Origin of the sequence: Enterobacter wuhouensis, assembly GCF_004331265.1 — a bacterium.
Classification (GTDB): domain Bacteria; phylum Pseudomonadota; class Gammaproteobacteria; order Enterobacterales; family Enterobacteriaceae; genus Enterobacter; species Enterobacter wuhouensis.
Map to the genome: position 1 here is coordinate 460,600 of NZ_SJOO01000003.1, position 22,970 is coordinate 483,569.

Here is a 22,970-nt window from a genome sequence, read left to right on the forward strand (position 1 = left end):
CCGGTTATATTATTAGCAGACGCCGAAATCACCTGCTTCGGTATATAAGGTCACGTCTGCGGCTTTCAGCGTAAATTTCTCGCCCTGCTCATTGCTGGCCTGTACCGCCACAATGTTCTCACCGTCCACTTCGAGCACTTTCAGTTTTGGGCCGCCCTGACGCGGTTGTACATAATCACCGACAGAAAACATAATACCTCCTCATTGATTTGTGCGTTTCACCTTAGCCCACGCTGCGTCCAGGGCACAATGAATTTCCTGTTTCTACCCCTGAGTGGTGAGCGCTTAAGCCAGTGTAAAGAGGGTAAAGGCAGGTAAAAGCGCGAGGGCGCCCTGGCAGCAAGCGGTAAACTGGCTATGCTTAGAGATACTCTCTTTTTATTTTCAATTGGTTAGCTTGCACGGAGTTTTTATGGGTTTTTGGCGTATCGTGTTTACCATCATCCTGCCACCGCTGGGCGTGCTGCTTGGCAAAGGATTTGGCTGGGCATTTATTCTCAACATCCTTCTCACGCTGCTGGGCTATATTCCCGGCCTTATCCACGCGTTTTGGGTGCAATCCAAAAGCTAGGCCCGCCAGAGTAAATCGCTGTAGATCCCGGTCAGGACGCCGTCTGGCGCAAACTGCTGTTTGATCCAGCGCGTCACCTGGCCGGTCGCCGCATGCTGCGTTGCGAGCAGCATGCGTGAATCCTGACGCGGGTTATTGATCCGCCGCGTTATCAGCAGCCCATCTTCCATCGCCTCCCGCGCCATATACTCCGGTAAAAAACCTATCCCTTCGCCCAGAATCTGACACTGGCACTTGGTGTTGAAATCCGGCACCAGAATCGCCTCCTGCCCGTGAAGCAGCCAGCCAACCTTCTTGTTAATGGTGTGCGCCGTGTCTTCCACCATGATGTTGGGATACAGACGAAGCTGGCTTTCCGCTATCGGCTCCGGCGAAAACGCCAGCGGATGCGTCGGTGAAATGGCAAAGACCCAGCGGATAGCGCCGATCTCGGTGTAGTCAATGCCGCCGCCGTCGAGCAGGGTATCCGGCGCGCCAATGGCAATGTTGGCCTGATTGTTAATGATGGAGTCCCAGACGCCGTTATACACCTCGGTGGTCACGGTGATCTGGCAGGTGGGAAACTGCTTTTTCAGCACCTGCAGCAGCCGGGCGGTGTGGCGAGGGGTATACAAAAGCTGATTGATGCAGATGCGCACCCGGGTTTCGATCCCCTGGGAAATGGTATCTATCCCGCGCTTGATGGCGTGAAAATCGTTCAGCAGGTCGGTGGCCTTGCGGTAAAAGTAAAACCCGGACTCGGTCAGTTCGATGCTGCGCGTGTTGCGCACGAACAGCACCACGTCCAGCCCGGTCTCCATGCGCTTGATGGTATAGCTAACGGCCGAGGTAGTGACACCCAGCTCGGCGGCGGCTTTGCTGAAGCTGCCGAAGCGCGCTGCGGTGGTGAAGGTCAGCAGGTTCTCTTCGGTAAAGATGGAATTCATATCTCACTCCCGTCAGCCATCAGTTTTGAACATATTTTAACAACGCCGTTACAACGCATTTGAAGCCGATCACAGTTCTGACTATTTGCCGTAGGCCGCACGCAGTAAGGCTTCGTCAGACATAAGCATAATGCAGCTTCGCACGCTAAAACGCGGAGAAACATAAGAAAAAGGTTGCACGGACGCACGTTTTGACCGGACTGTTGAATTTACCTCAACAATGAATTGACTGTCGATGAATCATTTTTAAGCGGATTCTTTTATGACCAGGCTGTTGCTATTCTCAGGTCAACAGAAATAAAAACATCGGGAGTCTGAATATGTCTGCGAACGAACTCGTTACTGAATTTCTGCTGGCGGCAGAAGAGGGCAATAGCGACGCGCTAAAAGCCTGTCTGGAGAAAGGCGTGGATATTAACGCCACCAACCGCCAGAAAAGAACCGCCGTTATTATTGCCAGCCTGAAAAAACATTATGCCTGCGTGGAGTTATTAATTGCCGCCGGGGCGGATATTGATAAGCAGGATCAGACCTGCTTTAACCCCTTCCTGATTAGCTGCCTGACCAACGATATCACCCTGCTGCGCACTGTCCTTCCGGCCAATCCCGATCTCGACCGCCTGACGCGTTTCGGCGGTGTGGGCATCACGCCCGCCAGCGAAAAGGGGCACGTTGAGATCGTGCGCGAGCTGCTGGAAAAAACCGATATCAACGTCAACCACACCAACTTTGTCGGCTGGACCCCGCTGCTGGAAGCGATCGTGCTCAACGAAGGCGGCGCGAAGCAGCAGGAGATCGTCAAGCTGCTTCTGGATCACGGCGCAAACCCGCACATGACCGATAAATACGGCAAAACCCCGCTCGAACTGGCGCGGGAAAAAGGCTTCGATGCGATAGCTGACCTACTCCTGGCGGCGGGCGCATAACGCATTTGGCCAGCCTTTTCCGGCTGGCCGTTAATTGAAAAGTATTTTTAACCGACGTGCATTTTGCGCGACGGCGGCCCCCTTTTATCCGCGTTCTGGAGAAAATAATGCCAACCAAAATCGTCATAAAAAAGAACACCTATTTTGACTCGGTATCATTAATGTCCGTTTCCACCAAAGCCAATAAATTGCCGGGCGTCGATCAGGCGTTTGTGGCTATGGCAACGGAAATGAATAAAGGCGTACTGAAAAACCTTGGGCTATTAACGCCAGAATTAGCCGAAGCTAAAAACGGCGACCTGATGATCGTGATTAAAGGCGACGCGGCGAATGAGGAAACGCTGGCCGCCATTGAAGCCTTGTTCACGCGTAAGGAGAGCGCAGGCTCCCATGAAGCGCGCTACGCCACGATCGCCAGCGCCAAAACCCATCGTCCGGACAGCAACCTTGCGGTGATTTCCGTCAACGGCACCTTCGCCGCCCGCGAAGCGCGCCAGGCGCTGGAAAACGATCTTAACGTGATGCTCTTTTCCGATAACGTATCGCTCGACGACGAGCTGGCGCTGAAGCAGCTCGCGCACCGGAAAGGGCTGCTGATGATGGGGCCGGACTGCGGCACCGCCATCATCAACGGCGCGGGGCTGTGCTTTGCCAACGCGGTGCGCCGCGGGCCGATTGGCATCGTCGGCGCATCCGGCACCGGCAGCCAGGAGCTGAGCGTGCGCATTCACGAATTCGGCGGCGGCGTGTCGCAGCTGATTGGCACCGGCGGGCGCGATCTCAGCGAGAAAATCGGCGGCCTGATGATGCTCGACGCCATCGACATGCTCGAAGCCGATGAGGGCACCCGGGTTATCGCGCTGATCTCCAAGCCCCCCGCGCCAGCGGTGGCAGAAAAGATGCTGGCCCGCGCCAGAGCCTGCCGTAAACCGGTGGTCGTCTGCTTCCTCGGCCGCAGCGAACCGCCCGCCGATGAAGACGGCCTGCAGTTTGCGCGCGGCACTAAAGAGGCGGCCCTGAAGGCGGTCCTGCTCACCGGCGTCAAAAAAGAATCCCTCGATCTACACCCGCTCAACTGGCCTTTGATTGAAGAGGTGCGCGCCCGCCTGACGACGCAGCAGAAGTACATTCGCGGCCTGTTCTGCGGCGGCACCCTATGCGATGAGGCGATGTTCGCGGCGCTTGCGAAATTTGACGACGTTTACAGCAACATTCAGCCGGATCCCGCGAAACGCCTGAGCGACATCAGCGTCAGTAAAGCCCACACCTTCCTCGACTTTGGCGACGATGACTTCACCAACGGCAAGCCGCACCCGATGATCGACCCGACCAACCGCATCAGCCGCCTGCTGCAGGAGGCGCGCGACCCGGAGGTGGGCGTCATCGTGATGGACTTCGTGCTGGGCTTCGGCGCGCACGAGGATCCGGTCGGCGTGATGCTCGACGCCCTCAAAGAGGCGCAGGCCATCGCGAAGGCCGATCGCCGTCCGCTTGAGATCCTCGGCTACGTGCTCGGCACCGACCAGGATCCGCAGTCGCTGTCGCAGCAGTGCCAGCTGCTGACTGACGCAGGCGTGATCTGGGCCAGCAGCAGCACCAATACCGGATTACTGGCGCGCGAATTTGTCTGCAAAGGGGAGAAAGCATAATGACCACCTTATTCAACCAGCCGCTGAACGTCATTAACGTCGGCATTGCGATGTTCAGCGACGATCTCAAAAAACAGCACGTTCCCGTCACCCGGCTCGACTGGACGCCGCCGGGGCAGGGCAATATGCAGGTCGTTGAGGCGCTTGACCAGCTGGCGGAAAAACCGCTGGCGGAGAAAATCGCCGCCGCTAACCAAATCGCCCTTGAGCGCATTATTCAGTCCCATCCGGTGCTGGTGGGCTACGACCAGGCCATTAACGTTGTGCCGGGCATGACCCGCACCACTATTCTGCACGCCGGTCCGCCCGTCTCCTGGGAAAATATGTGCGGGGCGATGAAGGGCGCGGTCACCGGGGCGCTGGTGTTTGAAGGGCTGGCGAAAGATCTGGAGGACGCGGCAAGGCTGGCGGCCTCTGGCGACATTACCTTCTCGCCGTGCCACGAGCACGACTGCGTGGGCTCGATGGCGGGCGTCACCTCCGCGTCGATGTTTATGCACATCGTTGAAAACAAAACCTACGGCAACCGCGCGTTCACCAACCTCAGCGAGCAGATGGCGAAGATCCTGCGCATGGGGGCCAACGACCAGAGCGTGATCGACCGCCTGAACTGGATGCGCGACGTGCTCGGCCCGATGCTGCGCGACGCGATGAAGATTATCGGCGAAATCGACCTGCGCCTGATGCTGGCCCAGGCGCTGCACATGGGCGACGAGTGCCACAACCGCAACAACGCGGGCACCACGCTGCTTATTCAGGCGCTAACGCCGGGGCTGATCCAGGCGGGCTATCCGGTAGAGCAGCAGCGCGAGGTGTTTGAGTTCGTCGCCAGCAGCGACTACTTCTCCGGCCCGACGTGGATGGCGATGTGTAAGGCCGCGCTGGACGCCGCGCACGGCATTGAGTACAGCACCGTCGTCACCACCATGGCGCGCAACGGCTACGAGTTTGGCCTGCGCGTTTCCGGTCTGCCGGGGCAGTGGTTCACCGGCCCGGCGCAGCAGGTGATTGGCCCGATGTTCGCAGGCTATAAGCCGGAAGACTCCGGGCTGGATATCGGCGACAGCGCCATCACCGAAACCTACGGCATCGGCGGCTTTGCGATGGCGACGGCCCCGGCGATCGTTGCGCTGGTGGGCGGGACGGTGGATGAAGCCATCGACTTCTCCCGCCAGATGCGCGAAATCACCCTCGGCGAAAACCCGAACGTCACCATTCCGCTGCTCTCGTTTATGGGCATCCCAAGCGCCATCGACATCACCAAAGTCGCGGGCAGCGGCATTCTGCCGGTGATCAACACCGCCATTGCCCATAAAGACGCGGGCATCGGCATGATTGGGGCGGGCATCGTTCACCCGCCGTTTAGCTGTTTTGAAAAGGCGCTGTTGACCTTCCGCGATCGCTACTTTTTATAAGGCAAGCATCCATGAAAAACATGAAGCTGGAGTGGAAAAGAGGTGACTGGGCGGCGTATTTCGGGTTGATGACCAACAACCTGACCAATCTGCTGACCATGATGGGGCTGCTCATTTTTGTCGTCGGCATCCCGAAGGAGATTGTTTATGGACGCATCGCACCGGCCTTCGGGCTGGCGGTGCTGGTCGCGAGTATTTGCTACGCGTGGTTTGGCCTGCAGATGGCGCGCGCCACCGGGCGCACGGACGTCACCGCGCTGCCGTCCGGCCCGAGCGCGCCGTCGATTTTTACCGTCACCTTCCTGGTGCTGATGCCGGTTTATCAGCAAACGGGCGACGCGGATCTTGCTATCCAAATCGGCCTGGTGTGGTGCTTTGTTGAGGCGATGATCCTTGCGGGCGGCTCGTTTTTAGGGGAAACCATCCGCAAGATGATCCCGCGTACGGTGCTGCTGTCGTGCCTGTCCGGGCTTGGTCTGCTGCTGCTGGCGATGAACCCGATGCTGCAGGCGTTCGAAGCGCCGACCGTGTCGTTTATCGTGCTGCTGCTGATCTTCATCAACTGGTTCGGTAAAAAGCCTATTTTCGCCAAAATCCCGACCGGCCTGCTGTTGTTAATCGCCGGTACGGCGCTGGCGTGGATCTCCGGCCTGCAAAGCCCGGAAGCGATCAAAGCCTCGATGTCGTCATTTGGCTTTAACCCGCCGCAGGTGCACGTGGAAGGCTTCCTGCAGGGGCTACCGCACGCCCTGCCGTATCTCGCGTCTGCCGTACCGCTGGGGCTGGCGAACTACATCTTTGACCTGGAAAACATCGAAAGCGCCCATGCGGCGGGCGATCCCTACCCAACCCGCAAGGTGATGCTGGCGAACGGCCTGGCCTCGATGCTCGGCTGCCTGATGGGCAACCCGTTCCCGGTGACGGTCTACGTCGGTCATCCCGGCTGGAAAGCGATGGGGGCCAGCATCGGCTATACGCTGGCCTCCGGCGTGACCATGTTCATCGTGCCGCTGTTCGGGCTGGGGGCGTTTATGCTCGCCATCATACCGATGACCGCCATCGTGCCGATTCTGGTGTTTATCGGCGTCGTGACGGCCAACCAGGTGGTAAGGGAAACGCCCAAGGTGGAGGTGCCGGTGATCTTCATCTGCCTGTTCCCGTGGATCGCCAACTGGGCGCTGACCATGATGAACAGCGTGATGGGCGCGGCGGGCACCAGCGCGGCGAAAATCGGCACCGACGTGCTGCACAGCAAGGGGATCTACTACGAAGGGCTGATGCATCTCGGCAACGGCGCGCCGCTCGCCAGCATGCTCTGGGGCTGTATCGCCATCTTCTCCATCATCAACAAGCCGCTGCGCGGGGCCGTTGCGGCAGCCGTCGGCGCGCTGCTGGCGCTGTTTGGCGTCATCCACGCCCCGGTGGTGGGCTTTGCCGAAGGCAGCTCGCTGATGTTCGTCACGGCCTACCTGATGATGGGCGGCATGTTTGTGGTGAAGCATGTGCTGGATGTCTCTGTTAATCCCCCTCTCCCTGTGGGAGAGGGCCGGGGTGAGGGCACCAGAACGCACCTTCTAAAGGAAACAAAATGAAAGAGCTTATGGTCGTCGCCATCGGCGGCAACAGCATTATCAAAGACAACGCCAGCCAGTCGGTTGAACATCAGGCGCATGCGGTGAAAGCGGTGGCCGAGTCGGTGCTCGAAATGCTGGCCTCCGACTATGACATCGTGCTCACCCACGGCAACGGCCCCCAGGTGGGGCTGGATCTGCGCCGCGCTGAAATCGCCCACGAGCGGGAAGGGCTGCCGCTGACCCCGCTGGCAAACTGCGTGGCGGACACCCAGGGCGGCATCGGCTACCTGATCCAGCAGGCGCTCAACAACCGCCTGGCCGCGCGCGGTGATAAAAAAGCCGTGACGGTGGTTACCCAGGTCGAGGTGGATAAAAACGATCCCGGCTTTACGCACCCGACGAAGCCTATCGGCGCGTTCTTCACCGAGCCGCAGCGCGACGAGCTGCAGCGTGCGCACCCGGACTGGCGTTTTGTCGAAGACTCAGGCCGCGGCTATCGTCGCGTGGTGGCCTCTCCGCAGCCGCTGCGGATAGTCGAGGCGGATGCCATTAAGACGCTGACGCAAAAAGGCTTTGTGGTGATTGGCGCGGGCGGCGGCGGAATACCCGTGATCCGCAGCGAGCAGGGCGACTACCAGAGCGTCGACGCGGTAATTGATAAAGATCTCTCCACCGCGCTGCTGGCGCGAGAGATCCGCGCCGACGTGCTGGTGATCACTACCGGCGTGGAGAAAGTGTGCGTTAACTTCGGCAAGCCGAACCAGCAGGCGCTGGACGCCGTAAACGTGGCGCAGATGACGCGCTACATGGACGAAGGCCACTTCCCGGCGGGCAGCATGCTGCCCAAAATCGTCGCCTCGCTGGAGTTTTTAAAACACGGCGGCAGGCGGGTGATTATCACCTCGCCGGACTGCCTGCCCGCGGCGCTGCGCGGTGAAACCGGCACCCATATCGTTAATGAAGGAAGAAAAGATGAGTGAACACAAAAGCCGCCGCGAGTTTATTAGCCAGAGCGGCAAAATGGTTACCGCCTGCGCGCTGTTTGGCGCCACCGGCTCCGTCGCGTATGCTGCGGATACCGCGAAGCCAACCTGCGAGACGGGCAAACCGATGAGCATCACCGCAAAACACTACTACCTCGACAACGTGCTGCTGGAGGCCGGGTTCAACGTCGACGGCAGCGTGGCGACGAGCACCCGCACCGAGCTGAAAACGCTGGAAATCAAAGACGGAAAGATCGTCGCCCTGCGCGACAACGGCAGCCACGCCGACGCTGCGCTGCCGCACTACGACGCGGGTAAAAAGCTAATGCTCCCGGCGATGCGCGACATGCACATCCATCTGGATAAAACCTTCTACGGCGGCCCGTGGCGCTCGCTGAACCGCCCGGCGGGCACCACCATTCAGGACATGATCCGCCTTGAGCAGAAGCTGCTGCCGGAGCTGCAGCCCTACACCCAGGAGCGCGCGGAAAAGCTGATCGACCTGATCCAGTCGAAAGGCTCCACCGTCGCCCGCAGCCACTGCAATATTGAGCCGGTTTCCGGGCTGAAGAATCTGGAAAATCTGCAGGCGGTATTAGCTCGCAGAAGCGCAGGCTTTGACTGCGAAATCGTCGCCTTCCCGCAGCACGGCCTGCTGCTGTCGAATGCAGAAAAGCTGATGCGCGAGGCGATGCAGGCCGGGGCGCACTACGTGGGCGGGCTGGACCCGACGAACGTGGACGGCGCGATGGAGAAATCCCTCGATCTGATGTTCCAGATTGCGCTGGACTACGACAAAGGGGTGGATATTCACCTGCACGAAACCAGCCCGGCGGGCGTGGCGGCGGTGAACTACATGGTGGAAACCGTGGAGAAAACGCCGGAGCTGAAGGGCAAGCTGACCATCAGCCACGCCTTCGCGCTGGCGACGCTCAACGAGCAGCAGGTGGATGAGATCGCCACCCGCATGGCGGCGCAGCAGGTGACCATCGCCTCCACCGTGCCGATTGGCACCCTGCACATGCCGCTGAAGCAGCTGCGTGAGAAGGGCGTGTTCGTGATGACGGGGACCGACAGCGTGATCGACCACTGGTCGCCGTACGGCCTGGGCGACATGCTGGAAAAAGCCAACCTCTACGCGCAGCTCTACATCCGCCCCAACGAGCAGACGCTCTCCCGCGCGCTCGGTATCGCCACCGGCGACGTGCTGCCGCTGAACGACAAAGGCGAGCGCGTGTGGCCGAAAGCGCAGGACGACGCCAGCTTTGTGCTGGTGGACGCCTCCTGCTCCGCCGAGGCCGTGGCGCGCATTTCACCGCGCACCGCGACGTTCCACAAGGGCAACCTTGTCTGGGGCTCGGTGGGCTAATGTGGTGCCGGGTGGCGCTGCGCTTACCCGGCCTACGGTTCGGAGATTTTGTAGGTCGGGTAAGGCGAAGCCGCCACCCGGCAATGCAGTATACTGCTATGCACATTCTTAAAGAGGGATCTGCCATGGCACAAAACATCTACGACAACCCGGCGTTTTTCGAGGGCTACGCCCAGCTTCCGCGCTCGGTGCAGGGTCTGGACGGCGCGCCGGAGTGGCCTGCGCTTAAGGCCATGCTGCCGGATCTAACCGGCAAATCGGTTGTTGATCTCGGCTGCGGCTACGGCTGGTTCTGCCGCGCAGCCCGTGAGCTGGGCGCAGCTGACGTCACGGGGGTCGATATCTCCGAAAAGATGCTCGCCCGCGCGGCGGAACTGACTCATGACGTCCAGATCCACTATCAGCGTAGCGATCTCGAATCGCTGGCGCTCAACGAGAACAGCCTCGATCTGGTCTACAGCTCGCTGGCGCTGCACTATCTGCCGGAGCTGGATACCCTGTTTACGAAGGTTAAGCGCGCGCTTAAGCCCGGCGGCAGCCTGGTCTTTTCGATGGAGCACCCGATATACACCTGCGCGAGCCGTCAGGGCTGGCTGACCGACGACAGCGGCGAGCGGTTCTGGGGCGTCAACCATTATCAGGAAGAGGGCCAGCGCGTCAGCAACTGGCTGGCGGACGGCGTTATCAAGTATCACCGCACGCTCGGCACCACGCTCAACGCGCTAATCAAGGCCGGACTGACGATCGATGAGGTCAACGAATGGGGCCCAACGCAGGCGCAGATTGACGCCTGGCCCGCGCTGGCCGAAGAGGCTGAACGCCCGATGCTGGTGCTCATCGCCGCCCGTAAGGCTCAGTAACCGACCCTGTACACCCGCCCGCTCTGTACGCCTTCCACGCTGCGGCGGTAGGCCAGCGCCACGGTGGCGGCGGGCACGCTTTCAAAGCCCGGGAAGAAGCCGTCGTACGCCTCGGCGGATTCGGTCAGCACCGTCGGGCTAATCAGGTTGATGCGAATGCCGCGCGGCAGCTCACAGGCCGCGGCGCGAACAAAGCCTTCCAGCGCCGCGTTCACCGTGGTGGCATTCACGCCCTGCGCGATCGGCTCGTGCGCCACAATGCCGCTTATCAGCGTAATCGAACCGCCTTCGTTCAGGTGGTGCTGGCCGGTCAGGGCCAGGCGCACCTGCCCGAGCAGCTTATCCTGCAGCCCCTGGTTGAAATCGCGGTCCTTCATGGTGGCGAGCGGGCCAAAGTGCAGGCCGCCGCTGGCAGAGACAATCGCATCCACCGGGCCAGTCTTTTCAAACAGCGCCTGCACGCTCTCCTGCGAGGTGATATCCACCTGATGGTCGCCCTGCGTACGACCGACGCGAATGACCTCGTGGCGACGGCTTAACTCTTCCGTAACTGCACGGCCGACCGTGCCGCTGGCACCAATAATCACGATTTTCATAGCAGACTCCTTAACGTTGTGAGCCTTCATTCTTTAATAAATAAAAAGTCAGATAAACTGGGCTAATGTTAGATAATTACTAACCAGGGGTTTGGAATATGGATAAGCTACGCGGCATGGAGACGTTCGTTGCGGTGGTGGAAAGCGGCAGCTTCACCAGCGCGGCGGCACGGCTGGAGATGTCGGCGGTGATGGTGGGCAAGTACGTTGCCCTGCTGGAATCCCGGCTCGGCACGCGGCTGCTGGAGCGCAACACGCGCCGACAAAGTTTGACCGATGCCGGACGCGTCTATTTTGAAGAGGCAAAGCGGGTGCTGGAGCAGGTCGTGATTGCTGAAAGCGCGGTGGAGCGCCTGCGTGCCGCACCCGCCGGCACCCTGCGCGTGACGGCGCCCACGTCGTTTGGCGGCTGCGTGATTGCGCCGCTCACCGCCACCTTTTTGCAGCGCTTTCCCGACGTGCGCGTGGAGCTGGATCTCACTAACCGGATGGTGGACCTGGTGGATGAAGGCGTCGATCTGGCGATCCGCATCGGTGACGTTCGCAACGACGATCTGGTGGCGAAATACCTCTGTCCGTACCGAATGGTCATTTGCGCCGCGCCGGACTATCTGGCCCGCCACGGTACGCCGCAAACCCCTGCCGATCTGGTGGATCATCTGTGCCTGTCCCACACGGTATGGACGGCGCGCAACGAGTGGCGGCTGCCGGGCGTGGAAGGGGAGGTGCGCTGGAAGCGGGACGCGATCTTAAGGTGCAACGACGGCTACGGACTGCGGATGGCGGCGAGAGCGGGAGCGGGGCTGCTGCTGCAGCCTGAGGTGCTGGTGGCGGAAGAGCTGGCGAGCGGAAAGCTGGTACGGGTGCTGGAGAAATTCACGCCTGAGCCAAGGCCGGTGCATCTGCTGTGGCGGCAGGATCTCCGGCCCCTGCCGAAGCTCACGCAGTTTATTGCGCATGTTGTGCGGTCTGTCATGCCCGATGGCGCTGCGCTTACCGGGCCTATAAAACCCGGTCCGTAGGCCGGGTCAGGCGAAAAGGGGGCTTAGAACCGGTAACCCACGCCCACGTTAAACCCGTTGATGGAACGATTGCCGTCCAGATCCGCGTTGGTGCCTTCGTAGCCAACGTTAATCGCCAGCTCTGGCGTTGGGTTAAACTGCACGCCCGCGCCGTAGGCGAAAGAGGTCGATTTTTCGGAGATGCTGTCCTTCTGGGTAAAGCCGTCGCCCGCGTTCACCCATTTGGTGTCGCCGTCCGCTTTGGCGTGTGCGACGCCGCCCAGCGCATACAGGGAAACGTACTCATTAATGCGGTAGGCCGGGCCCACCAGCAGGGAGTAATACTTTGCCTCAACGTGGTTTTTCACCGAATCAGAAGCAACATAGTAATGTTCGTCCTCATCGCCGCTCATGTAGGTGAATGAACCCATAACGCTCCACGGGGAATCCCACTCGTAGCGATACTGCGCGTTAACGCCGCGGATATTTTTGAAGTCTTCGATTTTGCTCTGCGCATAGCCAACGGAAACCGTCTGGTTATCCGCCAGCGCAGCGCCGCTCGTCAGGCTTGCCGCGATAATTACCGCCAGAGATATTTTTTTCATTTACCGTCATCCTTTCGTCGTTTTTTTTTTAATGATTGCCGGAACGCTCCGGCAGTACGGGCGCGGTAATCCGCGCCAGATAAGGTGATAAAGTTAGTTCGGGCACAGCCCGGTCGGCGCCTTTAGCGGGCCGCACTCATCGAAGCCATAGACCTTGTAGCCCTTGGCTTTCATGCAGCTGGAGATTTTCTCTTCTCTGGCAACCACTTCCTGAAGCGTTTGCCCTAGCCGGGCGCTGCCCCCGTTCCAGCTACCGTCATCCAGATTGGCGCGTCTGGGCACCCCGCAGCTGTAAAGATCTTCTTTACGCTGAGCGGTGTCGGTACGCCCGGTGTTATCCAGCTTCTGGAAGGTCTGGGCGTATTTCACGTACTGGTAATTGGATGAATCCTTACTGTCCACTACGCAGCCGGTGAGCAGGAAGGGCAACAGAAGAAGCAGGCTTTTTTTCATGGTTCGCTCACTCACTGAGAGGTTGAGAAAATAAACTGCAGCAGCTCAGGCGACACCAGCTCGCTCATGGCAAACGGTGTGGCAATTGGAATGGCTGCAATGGTCCAGGTATTGGCCGCCGTGGTAACCAGCGGGTTGCGATCCCGGCCGGTATTACCCGCGTTATCATAAAAACCGGGCAACTGACCGCCAACCAAATCATGGGTTCCGGCATAGCTTTCAACAAGATCGTCAAAGAATGAACCCGCTGAATAGGTCCACGAGCTCATCATCCCCACGCCGCCCTGGAATCCGCCGGTCGGGCCATAAAGCCCGTCAGATACCGTACGGTCTTCCAGCAGGGCGTCGAACGTCTTATGACGGTCATCCCCTTTGTACTGAACCCGGCCTCTGTCGTCGAGAATAAGGGCGTGATTGTTGTTCTCATCGTTTACACAGCGGATGTTGTTGTCGCCGCAGATGAAGTCGAGGCCAACGCGGACGCCCCCGAGCTTAACGCCGTCGTACAGTCCGTCGCTTGGGCCGGAGACATTGCTGATCACGTTACCGTCTTTATCGACGACCCCCGGGAAGATCAGGGAGTTTTTAAGCGTTTCCTCACGCATTTTCGTCGCCGCCAGCGACAGCGTGCCCTGGGTTATCGCAGCATCCGGCGACCCGGCAACGACACCCACCAGCGTTTGCAGGAAGCGGCGCTGATACTGCAGTTTGTATATATCCTCCATCGCAGCATCTTGCTTCGCTTTATCGCCGGTTTTGATGGCGTCCTGAAGAACCTTACGGGCTGCGGCCTGCTTGTCGTCGAGGTACTCGCCAATCTGACGATTCGCATTCTCTTTGAAATCGCGGGTGACGCTGACCTGAAGGTTTAGCTCTTTGAACACCTCGTCTTTGTCGAAATTGTTCTTAATCGCCCCGGAGTTCGCCGCGGCGGTCTCGGTGGTGATATCGGTCTTCACGCCCTCAATGGCCTGCTGCTGGCCGTCCGGGTTGGTGAGGGTGATATTGCTGGTGTTAATGCCGCTGCGGGTGGTACCCCTGTCGCTACCGCTGTCGTGGCCGATGCCGAAGGTCACGTTTTTATTCGTACCCGCGTCGGCGTTGTGGCTTACCGAGCCGCCAATGCCAAAACCGTTACCCTCAAATTCCGAGGTATTCTGCACGTCGCGCCAGCCCAGCGTGCCGGTACTGAACTGGTTTTTACCCGCCAGCTCGGCGCTCTCGCTGGAGGTGATGATCCCGCCGATCAGTTCGGTACGATCCTTCACGTTGATGTTGTAGCCATCGCCGCCCGCAAAGACGCCGGACTGCTCCTGCACCGAGGCGTAATTCGCATCCACCTTCGACTGACCATAGTTACCGGACGCCGCAAAGCCGTAGCCCACGGTGACCTGGCCGCCCATGCTCTTCTGCTCGCCTTTGTAGGTCATGGTGTCCTGCAGGCTCTCGATATTGAGGTTCTCAGCGGTGATATCCACCCCTTTGCCGAGGAGCTGCCCCCCGCGCAGCGTGGTGTCGCCGCCGCTGATAATGCGGGTCTGCCCGTCCATATCGCCCACGTGGCTGTTGCGCCAGGAGACTTCATCCCCGTTGCCGTAGCCTTTGCCTTTGTTTGCGCCAGCGGTAACGCCGAAGGATGCGCCGCCCTGGCCGTAGCTGACCGCGATCCCGGCGTTCCAGCCGCTGGAGTTATCGGTGCTGCGATCGTGGCTCTCCTGCTGCGCCGCCACGATATTGATGTCGTTATCGGCAAACAGCGTGGTGCCTTGCTTACCGCTCACGTCGGAGCCAACGATGTTGATATCCGACGTCTCGCCGCCGGTGGCGACCACCACGGCCTGCTTGCCGGCATTCACCTTACTTGCCAGCGCCGTGGTGCTGTCGTTGGTCTGGGTGTGCGTCTGCTTGCTTTGGCCGTAGGTCAGCGACACGCTCACGTTTTGCGCAGCGGCCTGGGCGCCGTTGGCCATCACGCCCTGCGCGGCGCTCATCATGGTGTTAGCGGCGCGCGCGCTGTCCCACGCGGCGTTGGCGGCGGCCAGCATATTGATGCGGTCGTTGTTGCTCTGCCCGATCTTCTCGGTCGACGCCATCACGCTTTGCAGCGCCTGTACGACCGGCACGTTCACCGCCAGGGTAAAGCCTTTCTGCTCCACGGTTCGTTTGTACTGCGAGGCGTAGGTGTTTTCCGCCGCCTCGATGGTGACGTTTTTCCCCTGAATGCCGACGTTGCCGTTTGGCGAGGCCACGGTGCTGCCGGTCTGGCGGTAGTCGTTACCCGCCAGCAGAAGCGTATCGCCCTGCAGGCTGCCGACCATCGACCCCTGACCCGCCAGCGCCTGGCTTGCCTGCTCGGTGGTCTCTTTGCGGGATCCCACGGTGAAGCCAATTCCGCCCGAACTCAGCAGGCCCGATTTTTTCTCTTGCTTCAGGTGCGTCTCGTCGTTGCGTCCGCCCATGCTGGTGAGCGTCAGATCGTTACCGGCGCGCAGCGCGACGTCACCCGTGCCGACGACGCTGCTGCCCGCTACGGTGAGATCCTTCCCGGCGCTGATGTTAACCGAATCGGCGCTCAGCTCGCTTCCCTGCACCGTTTGCCGGTCTACCGTATCGCGGGTTTTGGTGGTGGTTTTCGACAGCCAGCCGTTGCCGCCTACCACTTTATGACGTTCGTCGAGCTGGCTTTCGTTAAGCACGCCTTCGATGTTGACGTTGTTTTTCGCCGCCATGACCAGCGCGCCGTCGGAGGTGACGGATGAGCCCCGGACGTTAATGTCCTGACCTGCCGAGACGGCTACGCCGCCGGTGCCGGTGAGAACGCTGCCGTTACGATCGACGCTGCCCTGCCTGAGCGTGTTGTCCGCATCCCAGACCAGGTCGTCGCGGCTGGCGGTCGTGACCGTATTGAGATCCACGTTGCGTCCCGCAACCAGCTGCGCTTTGCCGTTCTCGCCGCTGGCGATCACCTGCGCGCCGGTCAGGGTGATGTCGCGCCCGGACTGCAGCGCGAGCTTGCCGTCGTCGCCCTGAACGTAAATGCCGGAAACGCTGTCGATGGTGGTGCGCGCGAAGCTATTTTCCCCGCTCACGCTCTGCGCGCTGGCGGTCGTGGTGGTGACGTTAATATCGCGCCCGGCGTTAGCCAGCACGCTGCTGTCGCCGACGATGGCTGCGCCGACGTTGTTGATGTCGGTCCTGGCATTCAGGCTGACGTCCGCCGCCCTGATGATGCCTGACTGGTTGGTAATGTTGTCTGCGTCCAGCTGCAGCACCTTGCGCCCGGCAATGGTACCGCTGTTGAACAGGTCGCCGTTGAGCTTCATCGACACGTTGTTCCCGGCAATCAGCGCGCCGGAGCCATCGATATCGCCCTGTTTAACCTTGGCGTACACCTGCGGAACCAGCACGGTCTGCATTGAGCCGTCCTGCATTTTGACCTGGGTGTTAACCAGCCAGACGATATCCCCGGTCAGCAGCGCCATCTGCTCTGGCGTGAGCGCCACGCCGAGCTTGAGGTTATAGGCCTTGCCGAAGGTAATGCCTTTATCCATTAACGACTTAAACTGCTCTTCATCGTTGCTGTAACCGTCCAGGTAGCGCTGGCCGGTGATGCCCACCACCTGCTCACGCACCAGCCGCTGCTCGTAATAGCCATCGCCCAGCCGCTTCAGCGTGTTGTCGCCATCGTCGGTAAACGCGTTTTGCATATAGTCGCTGCCGAGCCACTGGCGCTCGTTGGTAAAGCGCGGGTCGGTTTCGACCAGATACGGCACGTCCGCCGACGGGTTAACCTTAAACAGGCTGTTGTCCGGCAGGGTGGTGTTCGGGCCGATTATGCGGATGGCGCCATCGGCTGGCGTCACCTCAAACTCCTGGCCTGCCGGCGGCGTAACGGGTTCGCCCGGCTTGACGGTGTGCTGCGGCGCGGCGCTGACCCCCGCAGCCTGACCAATGTCGACGCCCGTGCCCTGCAGCACCAGCGGCGTGATGCTGAGGTTGCTGCCCTCCACGCTGCCGTTGCTGACGACCTGGCCCGGCTTCAGGGAGATGCTCTGAATGGCGGTTGGCGGGGTATACGCCGTGGCGCTGCGCCCCTGCTCGTCATCGCCTTTGTGACGGATGCGGTAGTAGTGGGTCACGGTGCCGCTGTCGGTGGTATAACGCACGCCGCTGACGTCGTCATTCTGCACGCTGCCCAGCTGGTCAATCAGCAGCGTGCCGCCCGCCACGACCTGGCTGTTGTCGTTAAACAGCCTGTCGCCCGTCAGGGTCATGCTGCCGCCGGAGAGGATCTTCGCCGGATCGCTCTCCTTAATCCGCGTTTCATCCACGGTGCGGGTGTAATCGTACTGGTTGAAATCGTCGTAGTTCGCGCCCGTATGTTCCGGCGTATTCAGGTTACGCAGGCCGTCCGAGGAGTTGCCGTCCACCCAGACGCCGTCGTCACCGGCCTTCCAGCGGCTGGTTGAGCCGGTGTGCTGATATTCGGTGAGCTGTTCCTGCGAAACCTGCACCACTTCGGTGGAGAAGTTATCGTTGATGTTATTGATCTGCGAGGCGGCAATCGCCATGTCCCCGGCGGACTCGATGGTGGAGCTGTGGTTATTAATCGCGCCCGCGCGCCCGGTCGCCGCGCCGCTTTCGTCCAGCGCGCCGCCAATCTGCATCGTACCGGCGCTGTAGATCAGGCCGTGTCCGACGTTGTTCAGCGTCTGTATGCCCAGATCCACGCGCTCGCGCCCGGCAAGCGTCGCCGCCGTGCCGTTTTCGGCCAGGTTGTTGAAGGTGATAGCGTTCACGCCCACGGCGTCACCGTAAATGCGCCCGGTACCGACGTTGGTCAGCGTATCGGCGTTAATGCGGGTGTGGATGCCGTCAATCAGGCCGTAGTTCAGCACGGTGCCGGTCGCGCTTAGCGTATTGCTCCCGGCGTTAATCTCGCCGCTGGCGGCGTTGGTGAGGCTGGCGCTCTGCAGGCTCAGCGCGCTGCCCGCGATCAGCCTGCCGCTGTTGGTGAACTCGCCCGGCGTGGTGAAGCTGAGGTTGCCGTTGGCAATGGTGCTCCCGCTGTTGTTCACTCCGCTTGCGCTACTCAGCGTCATATCCCCGAGCGACAGCAGCTGGCCGCTGGCATCAAGGTTTTGCGCCGCAACGCTGAGCGCTTTGCCAGCCTTAACCGTGCCGCCGGCGTTGATCAGATCCAGCCCGCTTCCGCTGAGATCCAGCGTACCGGCCGAGGCCAGCGCGCCTGCGCTGTTGTTCAACACGCCGCTGGCGCGCACGCTGAGGGCGTCATTCGCCAGAATGCTGCCGCTCTGGTTGTCGACGGCATTCGTGTTGACGGCGACGCTCTGGCCTTCCAGCCCCTGATTTTCACCAAGGGTGTTTTGGTTAACAAAGTTGAGGGCGTTGACCGTGACCGATTTGCCGCTGCGGATAAGGCCCGAGGCGTTATCCACCAGGCCTCTGGCGCTGTCGATCAGCAGATCGCCCACGGTCTGGATCTGCCCGCCGCTGTTTTGCAGGGTATCGCTGTGCAGGGCGGTGTTCGCGCTGCCAATCACGCGCCCCGCGCTGCGGTTGTCGATGCTGCTGGCGGCGATGTCGGCGCTATCCGCTGCGGCCAGCGTGCCCGCCTGATTGTTCAGGTTCCCGGTTGAGAGGTTCAGCGCGCCAAGGCTGTTAAGCGTGCCGGAGGCGTTATCCAGCGCCCCGGTGGTGACGTTCACGCCGTTGCCCTGCAGCACGCCGGAGACGTTGCTCAGCTGGCTTGCCGCGTTAAGGGACAGGCCGTCAGCCGCCGCCAGCTGTCCGGCGTTGTTGATCAGCGCGTCACCCGTGAAGGCAAGGCTGGTGCCGGAGAAGGTCGTCCCGTTGGTGTTATCCAGCAGGCTGCCGTTGAGCGTCATCGCGTCCACGGATTTCACCGCGCCGCCGCCGTTGTTCAGGGAGGCAAACGACGCGTTCAGGCGCTGGTTCGCGCCAATCTGGCCGAGAGTGTTATCCACATCGCCGCTGTTCAGCGTGAAATCACCGCTGCTGGCGAGGAAGCCGCTCTGGTTGTTCAGCGTGCCGCTCTCAAGGCTCAGCGCCCCCTGAGAGAGCAGGGAGCCGGACCGGTTGTCCAGCGTACCGCCGTTCAGCGCAAGGGTCGCGCCATCGGCGACAATCACGCCCTGCTGGTTGGTTACGCCCGACGCGGTGATGCGCTGGGTTTTGGCGGCTTCGATGCGGCCTTTGGTATTGTTGATGGTCTGCCGGGTGGCGATCTCGCCGTCACCGGCAACCGCAGAAATCAGCCCCTGCTCGTTGTTAAGCGAGTCGGCCGTCATGTGGTTTTTACCCGCGACGGCAATCACCTTGCCCTGGGTATTGTCGACGGACCCGGCGTTAATCTGCACGTTATTCGCCGCGCCCAGCGTACCGCCGGTATTGTCGAGCATCCTGCCGGTGCGAATAGTCAGCTCGCTGGCGTTAACCTTCGCGCGGGCCGTTTTCACATCCCCCGCGCCGCCCTCGATTTGCACGCGTTTTCCCTGCGTCTGGCTGTCGCTGAGGTCCACGCCCTGGCCGCTGGCGCTCAGGTTCCCGCCCGCCAGGGTTTGCCCGTGGGCGCTTAGCTGCCCGCTGGTGCTGAGCTGCAAATCGCCCGCATCGGCCAGCTTGCCGTCGCCTTTAACCCCGGCGGCCAGCACGCTCTCTTTGCTGCCGGTGAGGCTGGCGGCCTTGACCCGCACGTTGTTTGCCGCGGTCAGCACGCCGCTGTTAGACAGTTCGCCGGCGGTCTGGACGGTTGCGCTGTCGCTGGCGCGCACGGTGCCGCTGTTCTCAATGCGTCCGTCGGCGGTAATGATAACGTTGCCCGCCTGCGCGCCCATCGCCCCGGCGTTGCGTACGCCCACGCCGCGCTCGGTGCCGACCATGCGGATTTTACCCGCGTACATGCCGCCGAGGCTGGAGACGTCCACAGCCAGCTGGGGGCGTGCGGTGGCGTCATCGCTGCCTTTCTCAATCTTCTCATGGGCCGCATCTACCGTGTTGCGCCCGGTCGTGACCTTGAGGTCTTTCGCCCACAGCCCGGCGTTCACCTTCACCGAGCGGGCGATGATGTCGGTGTAATCCGCGCCGGAGGTATCCATCCCGGCGCCGTCCACCACCACTTCACCGCGATCGACCTTATAGCCCGTCAGCTGGCCGTCCTTCATCTGCGCCTGGCCGGTGGTCAGGGTGGCGCGGTTGGCGTTGATAAATCCGCAGCCGCTGCAGGTAATGCCCGACGGGTTCGCTATCACCACCTGGGCTTTTTTTCCCGCAACCTCAATCATGCCGTTCAGCCTGCTCGGATCGCGCGAGCTGACTTCGTTGAGAATAACTTTGGCTTCCCCTTTGGCGAGCCACGGGTTGCCCGCCACCATGCCGCCGAGGTTGGTCTGCACGTTTTTGTGGGAGTTGTTGAGGATGGCCCCGTTTTTATCCACGTCGAACCGGGTGTAGTTGTTGCGCGACACGCCCGCCTTCGATGGCGTCTGGATATTGACCTGCGGCGTGCCGTTGGCGCTTTTGATCACCGTCGGCTGCTGGTTTTTGGGCGCGCCGGTGTTGGCAACAATGGCGGCCTGCGCCGTGTGTACGGCACCCATCGCCAGCCACAGGCTTAGGCTGAGGGCGCTGACCTTGCCAATAATCTGGCTGTGCGTATGGCCAATGCCGGAAGAACGGGATGAACCGGCGCGGCCGGAGCGGGCGATGTCGGCCACCACCATCAGCATGCCGCGCGCTTTGTTAAAGACAATTCGGTACAGGTTCTTATTCATGGTTCGTTCCTCTAAACGCTTCCGGCAGTTTCACGGCGAGCGGGTGTTGCCGTTGCCACTCTCTTGCTTGTTCCCGGCTAACGCGGCTGCCGTGGAAAATCATGACGCGCTTGCCGCGCTCGGCGCCCCGGTGATAAAGCGCGCGGCAGACGTGGTCAGGGAAGATGTCGCGACACATCAGGGCGTACATCTGCGCGGTATGCCCGAAGGGGGCGATCCAGTCGCAAAACCAGATCCTGTCCCCGCTGTCCCAGTCCTCTTCCTTCATCTCGATCGACGGGCGGGTGAGATAGCGGGCTTCCGACTCCTCGTTGAGCCACGCCCAGCTGAGGAAGAACACCGGACGATTGTTTTCCGAAATAAGCACATACTGCCCGCGCTTGATGATGGGCAGCAGCAGCGTCGGCAGGGCGTGCAGCGGGGCATCCCGGTGCATCGGGGAGTGCATCCACAGCCAGACGGTTGCGCCCAGCACCTCGGCTTCGCTCTCTTCGCCGCCGAGCATCAGCGGGGCTTTGATATCCAGATTTCCGATGCGCATCACCAGCTCCAGTTGAGGTTAAACCCGAGGGTCAGGTTGCTGGTGGTGAACCCGTCTGGCTTCGAGAACGGTGTTCCTGCGAACATGTCATAGCCGGTGTTGAAGGCGCTGCCGCGCAGGCCCACCACGCCGCCTGCCAGATGTTTGCCGATCAGATAATCCGAACTGTAGCCGCCCACCTCGCCGTAATCCGCGCCGAGATACAGCTCCTGATTCGGCAGGGGGGTGCTCCATGCCAGATCGTTACGCACGTACCAGCCGTGGCTGGCGTTCAGGGTGCGCTCGCCGTCAAAGCCGCGCACCGTCCAGCGGTTGCCGATGGCGAACTGATCCTGCGGCGTCAGCGGCGTGTTGCTGATCTGGCGCAGGTACTGCACGTTGTAGCGGAAGTTCTGGGTGCCGATGTCGAACGGCAGATCGAGCTGGGCGTTCAGTTGGGCGATCTTGCCCAGCGCGGTCGCTTCGCCGAACGTCTCTTCCGGCGCTGGACGCGCGCCAAACCAGCGGGTGCCGCGCTGGTAGCTGATGCCCGCATCCAGCGTGGCCTGGCCAATGTAGTGGCGATGTTCCAGCCCTACGCGCCAGCCCGCCGTCTGGCGGCGCTGGACGCCGACTTCGGTGTCTTCGATATAGTTACGCGTTTCGCGGGCCAGCACGTCATAGGTGAAGGTAGTTTTCTGCGTGCCGCTGCGGTGCAGGACGCGGCTGAGCTGCACGTCCAGGTTTTTGCTTTTCCCGCTGTAGCGGTAGTCGCCGTTCAGCCCGGCGACGGTCTGGTGATAGTCGTAATCGCTGCCCGTCACGCCGAGCATCCAGTAGCCAAAAGGCACAGAGTAATGCGCGGTGTAGTTTTTGCTGCCCTTGCCGCTCTTGTCATTCAGGTCGTGGCTGGCGGAGACGTACAGCAGATCGCTCAGCGAGAAGGGGTTATCCAGCGACAGCGTAACGCCGCCCTGATAGCGCCCGGTGGTTTCGGTCCCGGCATCGTCCAGCGACAGGCCCAGTCGCCACATTTTGCTCTGCCTGCGGGTGATGACCACGTCGCTCTCACCGGGTTTTTCGCCCGGCAGGATCTCCATGTTCGCTTCCACCGTCGGCAGGCGCTGCAGGTTTTCGAGCCCTTGTTCGATATCGCGCAGATCAAGCAGGTTGCCCTCGTGCGCCGGGAACGTGCTGTAGAGCTGGATGTAATCATCGCTATCCTCGGTCAGCTTCACGTGGCGAATGTAGCCCGGCACGACGGTCAGCTTCAGGATGCCGCTTTTCAAATCCTGAGAAGGGGCCAGCACGCGGGTGGTGATCCAGCCGTGATCGACGATGCGGTTTTGCATCGTGCTCATCAGCAGGTTGATCCCTTTTCCGCCCAGGCAGCGCCCCTGTGCCTGATCGGCCATGCGCTGCAGGGGCAACCAGTGGGGCAGGGCATCCTGACCGCTCAGCTCCACGCGGGTTATCGGGAAGCAGGGCGTTTCGGTGGGAAAGTTAATTTTGCCAAAACTGGAGGAGGGCTCTGAGAGGCGCACGTCGGGAACCGGCGGCGTCAGCTGTTGTTCGAGTGCCTTCTGGCGTTGCTGCTGGATAATAAACTGATTATCCGGCTCAGCAGCATGGGCAGAAAGCATTAAAAACAGGCCAGTGGCTGACGATATTATTATCGCTTTAGTGTGTCGGGCTATCATCGGATGTT

17 protein-coding genes are annotated in these 22,970 nt (G+C 60.9%); 9 read left to right on the top strand and 8 right to left on the bottom strand.

What is annotated here, in order from left to right:
- Window positions 1–12: 12 nt before the first annotated feature.
- The gene (locus tag E0L20_RS09805; protein ID WP_131633787.1) at window positions 13–192 is read right to left on the bottom strand and encodes a YodC family protein; all 180 of its coding nucleotides are present in this window, start codon (window positions 190–192) and stop codon (window positions 13–15) included.
- A 220-nt stretch (window positions 193–412) separates the two neighbouring features.
- On the opposite strand from E0L20_RS09805, the gene E0L20_RS09810 reads away from it, so the two are divergent.
- Window positions 413–571: a YqaE/Pmp3 family membrane protein gene (locus E0L20_RS09810; RefSeq protein WP_007681616.1), complete on the top strand. Its 159-nt coding sequence runs from the start codon at window positions 413–415 to the stop codon at window positions 569–571.
- Here the strand turns inward: E0L20_RS09810 and E0L20_RS09815 are convergent.
- Window positions 568–1,497 (bottom strand): LysR substrate-binding domain-containing protein, encoded by a 930-nt coding sequence (locus E0L20_RS09815; RefSeq protein ID WP_131633788.1) that lies wholly within the window; start codon window positions 1,495–1,497, stop codon window positions 568–570. The two genes, E0L20_RS09810 and E0L20_RS09815, sit on opposite strands and share 4 nt — an antisense overlap.
- Window positions 1,498–1,817: 320 nt before the next feature.
- Between E0L20_RS09815 and E0L20_RS09820 the strand changes: the two genes are divergently transcribed.
- The 7 genes from E0L20_RS09820 to E0L20_RS09850 all read left to right on the top strand — a co-directional run bounded on the left by E0L20_RS09820 (window position 1,818) and on the right by E0L20_RS09850 (window position 10,273).
- Window positions 1,818–2,423 (top strand): ankyrin repeat domain-containing protein, encoded by a 606-nt coding sequence (locus E0L20_RS09820; RefSeq protein WP_131633789.1) that lies wholly within the window; start codon window positions 1,818–1,820, stop codon window positions 2,421–2,423.
- Window positions 2,424–2,530: 107 nt separating this feature from the next.
- Entirely contained in the window at window positions 2,531–4,072 is a 1,542-nt protein-coding gene (gene fdrA / locus E0L20_RS09825) for an acyl-CoA synthetase FdrA (RefSeq protein ID WP_131633790.1), read from the top strand.
- Window positions 4,072–5,487: a YlbE family protein gene (locus E0L20_RS09830; RefSeq protein ID WP_207389443.1), complete on the top strand. Its 1,416-nt coding sequence runs from the start codon at window positions 4,072–4,074 to the stop codon at window positions 5,485–5,487. The genes fdrA and E0L20_RS09830 overlap by 1 nt, the downstream gene beginning before the upstream one ends.
- A gap of 11 nt (window positions 5,488–5,498) precedes the next feature.
- On the top strand, window positions 5,499–7,079 hold the full coding sequence (locus E0L20_RS09835) for a xanthine permease (protein ID WP_131633792.1): 1,581 nt from the start codon (window positions 5,499–5,501) through the stop codon (window positions 7,077–7,079).
- On the top strand, window positions 7,076–8,041 hold the full coding sequence (locus E0L20_RS09840) for a carbamate kinase family protein (protein WP_131633793.1): 966 nt from the start codon (window positions 7,076–7,078) through the stop codon (window positions 8,039–8,041). The genes E0L20_RS09835 and E0L20_RS09840 overlap by 4 nt, the downstream gene beginning before the upstream one ends.
- On the top strand, window positions 8,034–9,413 hold the full coding sequence (locus E0L20_RS09845; protein ID WP_131633794.1) for an amidohydrolase family protein: 1,380 nt from the start codon (window positions 8,034–8,036) through the stop codon (window positions 9,411–9,413). Before E0L20_RS09840 ends, E0L20_RS09845 begins: the two co-directional genes overlap by 8 nt.
- A 125-nt stretch (window positions 9,414–9,538) precedes the next feature.
- On the top strand, window positions 9,539–10,273 hold the full coding sequence (locus E0L20_RS09850) for a class I SAM-dependent methyltransferase (RefSeq protein ID WP_131633795.1): 735 nt from the start codon (window positions 9,539–9,541) through the stop codon (window positions 10,271–10,273).
- On the opposite strand, the gene E0L20_RS09855 is transcribed toward E0L20_RS09850, so the two are convergent.
- On the bottom strand, window positions 10,267–10,869 hold the full coding sequence (locus E0L20_RS09855) for a short chain dehydrogenase (protein WP_131633796.1): 603 nt from the start codon (window positions 10,867–10,869) through the stop codon (window positions 10,267–10,269). The genes E0L20_RS09850 and E0L20_RS09855 overlap by 7 nt on opposite strands.
- Before the next feature lie 98 nt (window positions 10,870–10,967).
- Here E0L20_RS09855 and E0L20_RS09860 point away from each other — a divergent pair, with 98 nt between their 5' ends.
- Window positions 10,968–11,891, top strand: a complete 924-nt coding sequence (locus E0L20_RS09860; protein WP_131633797.1) for a LysR family transcriptional regulator — start codon at window positions 10,968–10,970, stop codon at window positions 11,889–11,891.
- 23 nt (window positions 11,892–11,914) lie between these two features.
- Here the strand turns inward: E0L20_RS09860 and E0L20_RS09865 are convergent, their stop codons facing one another.
- From E0L20_RS09865 to E0L20_RS09885, 5 genes are all read right to left on the bottom strand, one after another.
- Complete coding sequence (locus E0L20_RS09865) at window positions 11,915–12,475, bottom strand: Ail/Lom family outer membrane beta-barrel protein (protein WP_131633798.1); 561 nt, start codon at window positions 12,473–12,475, stop codon at window positions 11,915–11,917.
- Window positions 12,476–12,568: 93 nt separating this feature from the next.
- On the bottom strand, window positions 12,569–12,928 hold the full coding sequence (locus E0L20_RS09870; protein ID WP_131633799.1) for a hypothetical protein: 360 nt from the start codon (window positions 12,926–12,928) through the stop codon (window positions 12,569–12,571).
- An 11-nt stretch (window positions 12,929–12,939) separates the two neighbouring features.
- Window positions 12,940–20,742: a two-partner secretion domain-containing protein gene (locus E0L20_RS09875; RefSeq protein WP_131633800.1), complete on the bottom strand. Its 7,803-nt coding sequence runs from the start codon at window positions 20,740–20,742 to the stop codon at window positions 12,940–12,942.
- Window positions 20,735–21,283, bottom strand: coding sequence for a toxin-activating lysine-acyltransferase (locus E0L20_RS09880; protein ID WP_131633801.1), 549 nt, complete (start codon window positions 21,281–21,283; stop codon window positions 20,735–20,737). The genes E0L20_RS09875 and E0L20_RS09880 overlap by 8 nt, the downstream gene beginning before the upstream one ends.
- Window positions 21,283–22,905, bottom strand: a complete 1,623-nt coding sequence (locus E0L20_RS09885; RefSeq protein ID WP_165500702.1) for a ShlB/FhaC/HecB family hemolysin secretion/activation protein — start codon at window positions 22,903–22,905, stop codon at window positions 21,283–21,285. Before E0L20_RS09885 ends, E0L20_RS09880 begins: the two co-directional genes overlap by 1 nt.
- Between the last annotated feature and the right edge of the window lie 65 nt (window positions 22,906–22,970).

What these genes read in the sequence shown, in the direction of transcription:
- E0L20_RS09875 (WP_131633800.1), bottom strand. Translation starts at nt 20,742, where the DNA reads ATGAATAAGAACCTGTACCGAATTGTCTTTAACAAAGCGCGCGGCATG.
- E0L20_RS09850 (WP_131633795.1), top strand. Translation starts at nt 9,539, where the DNA reads ATGGCACAAAACATCTACGACAACCCGGCGTTTTTCGAGGGCTACGCC.
- E0L20_RS09810 (WP_007681616.1), top strand. Translation starts at nt 413, where the DNA reads ATGGGTTTTTGGCGTATCGTGTTTACCATCATCCTGCCACCGCTGGGC.
- E0L20_RS09835 (WP_131633792.1), top strand. Translation starts at nt 5,499, where the DNA reads ATGAAAAACATGAAGCTGGAGTGGAAAAGAGGTGACTGGGCGGCGTAT.
- E0L20_RS09840 (WP_131633793.1), top strand. Translation starts at nt 7,076, where the DNA reads ATGAAAGAGCTTATGGTCGTCGCCATCGGCGGCAACAGCATTATCAAA.
- E0L20_RS09815 (WP_131633788.1), bottom strand. Translation starts at nt 1,497, where the DNA reads ATGAATTCCATCTTTACCGAAGAGAACCTGCTGACCTTCACCACCGCA.
- E0L20_RS09865 (WP_131633798.1), bottom strand. Translation starts at nt 12,475, where the DNA reads ATGAAAAAAATATCTCTGGCGGTAATTATCGCGGCAAGCCTGACGAGC.
- E0L20_RS09805 (WP_131633787.1), bottom strand. Translation starts at nt 192, where the DNA reads ATGTTTTCTGTCGGTGATTATGTACAACCGCGTCAGGGCGGCCCAAAA.
- E0L20_RS09880 (WP_131633801.1), bottom strand. Translation starts at nt 21,283, where the DNA reads ATGCGCATCGGAAATCTGGATATCAAAGCCCCGCTGATGCTCGGCGGC.
- fdrA (WP_131633790.1), top strand. Translation starts at nt 2,531, where the DNA reads ATGCCAACCAAAATCGTCATAAAAAAGAACACCTATTTTGACTCGGTA.
- E0L20_RS09820 (WP_131633789.1), top strand. Translation starts at nt 1,818, where the DNA reads ATGTCTGCGAACGAACTCGTTACTGAATTTCTGCTGGCGGCAGAAGAG.
- E0L20_RS09860 (WP_131633797.1), top strand. Translation starts at nt 10,968, where the DNA reads ATGGATAAGCTACGCGGCATGGAGACGTTCGTTGCGGTGGTGGAAAGC.
- E0L20_RS09885 (WP_165500702.1), bottom strand. Translation starts at nt 22,905, where the DNA reads ATGCTTTCTGCCCATGCTGCTGAGCCGGATAATCAGTTTATTATCCAG.
- E0L20_RS09855 (WP_131633796.1), bottom strand. Translation starts at nt 10,869, where the DNA reads ATGAAAATCGTGATTATTGGTGCCAGCGGCACGGTCGGCCGTGCAGTT.
- E0L20_RS09845 (WP_131633794.1), top strand. Translation starts at nt 8,034, where the DNA reads ATGAGTGAACACAAAAGCCGCCGCGAGTTTATTAGCCAGAGCGGCAAA.
- E0L20_RS09870 (WP_131633799.1), bottom strand. Translation starts at nt 12,928, where the DNA reads ATGAAAAAAAGCCTGCTTCTTCTGTTGCCCTTCCTGCTCACCGGCTGC.
- E0L20_RS09830 (WP_207389443.1), top strand. Translation starts at nt 4,072, where the DNA reads ATGACCACCTTATTCAACCAGCCGCTGAACGTCATTAACGTCGGCATT.